This window comes from Pseudomonas edaphica (genome assembly GCF_005863185.1).
GTDB lineage: Bacteria > Pseudomonadota > Gammaproteobacteria > Pseudomonadales > Pseudomonadaceae > Aquipseudomonas > Aquipseudomonas edaphica.
The window spans coordinates 1-1,666 of the sequence record NZ_VBVZ01000924.1 but is presented as its reverse complement, the minus strand read 5'-3'; the positions used below and the strand labels follow the sequence as shown (position 1 = coordinate 1,666).

Below are 1,666 nucleotides of genomic sequence, written 5' to 3'. Positions count from 1 at the left end.
GTATCAGGCACACCGCCATCGCAGGCAAGCCAGCTCCCACATAAACTCAGTTCCACAGGTTGATCTTCATGTGCTCCAGATTCTGGGTGGAACCGCTTCTCGCCCAAGCACACTCGGACGTAACAATTTCCATAAATCAATCAGCCAACCCCGCGCCAGCAGCGCCTCACTGGCCAGGCAGCGGGCGACCAGCAAGCCGGGCAGTTGGGTCAGGTCGCCGCGAATCGCATGGGGCAGGGCGCGGCAGGTTTCCAATAATTGAGGGTCTATATCGCCGGTCAGCAACAGCGTGGCAAACACCGGTTGCCCGTCCAGCCCGATGGGCGAGTCGAGCAAACCGTCGGCGCCTACAATGCGCTGGCGCTCATGCCAGAGCAACTGGCCGTCGCGGCGAATATCCAGCTGCGATTGAAAGTGGCCCAGGTCAAAACGTTCACCACTGGCCGGGCGGCCAAGGGCGATCACGTCCCAGTAGAACAGCCGGGCATCGCCTTGCAGGTCGATGCGCGTGCTGAGTTCGGCCTGGGCAGCGCTGAACACGATGGTTTCCTGGGGCAGCCATTCCAGGGTCGCACCAGCTTCCACGGTGAGGTCGAGTGTTTGATAGGCCGGGCCGCTGGCGCGATACCACTTGGCCGCACCGGGGCTGGTCAGTTGCGCCCATGCGCCTGCACCCACGTGTGCACTGATGTCCAGGCGGTCCCCGCCGGCTATCCCGCCTGGCGGGTGGACGATGATGTGCTGGCACACCTCGGGGCCTTCGGCGTACAAGTGCTTTTGCACCCGCAGCGGGCCGAGGTGGCGGCGCATTACCGGGCGCGTGGTGTCGCCGAAGCGCGCGTAGCCGAGTTCCAGCTCGGCATGCCAGCTGGGGGTGAACAGGGCAGGGGTAACGGGCAGGTTCATGTTTTTTTACTTATCGTCAGGACACAACAGATTAAATCGTAACCAGCCCGCGCACACCCTCGCTTTCCATATTTTCACCTCGGCCCTGCTGCACGATTTCACCACGAGACATCACCAGGTACTGGTCGGCCAGTTCGGCGGCGAAGTCGTAGAACTGCTCCACCAAAAGGATCGCCATATCGCCGCGCGCCGCGAGCTTTTTGATCACTGCACCGATCTCCTTGATGACTGACGGCTGGATGCCCTCGGTGGGCTCGTCGAGAATCAACAGGCGCGGGCGGCTGGCCAATGCGCGGCCAATTGCCAACTGCTGCTGTTGACCGCCGGACAGGTCGCCACCGCGCCGATGTTTCATCTGCAGCAATACGGGGAACAGTTCATAGATAAACGCCGGGACTTCCTTGGCTTCGGAGCCTGGGAAGCGCGAGAGCCCCATCAACAGGTTTTCTTCCACTGTCAGCCGCCCGAAAATCTCCCGGCCCTGGGGCACGTAGGCGATGCCCGCGTGTACGCGCTGGTGCGGTTTGAACCCGGTGATGGCCTTGCCTTCCCAATTCACCGCGCCGTCTTTGGCCGGCAGCAAACCCATCAGGCATTTGAGCAAGGTGGTCTTGCCCACGCCGTTACGGCCGAGCAGGCAGGTGACTTCGCCGATCTTCACGTCAAATGAGAGCCCGCGCAGGATGTGGCTACCACCGTAGTACTGGTGCAGCTTGTCGACTTGCAGCATGTTCAAAACCTCCTCAATTCCCCACTGAGG

At 61.7% G+C, this 1,666-nt stretch carries 2 protein-coding genes; both read right to left on the bottom strand.

Going from position 1 to position 1,666, the window contains the following annotated elements:
* Positions 1-66: 66 nt before the first annotated feature.
* Entirely contained in the window at positions 67-906 is an 840-nt protein-coding gene (locus tag FEM54_RS32140) for an urease accessory protein UreD (protein ID WP_017136776.1), read from the bottom strand.
* A gap of 31 nt (positions 907-937) precedes the next feature.
* On the bottom strand, positions 938-1,636 hold the full coding sequence (urtE, locus tag FEM54_RS32135; RefSeq protein ID WP_065930636.1) for an urea ABC transporter ATP-binding subunit UrtE: 699 nt from the start codon (positions 1,634-1,636) through the stop codon (positions 938-940).
* Positions 1,637-1,666: the final 30 nt, after the last annotated feature.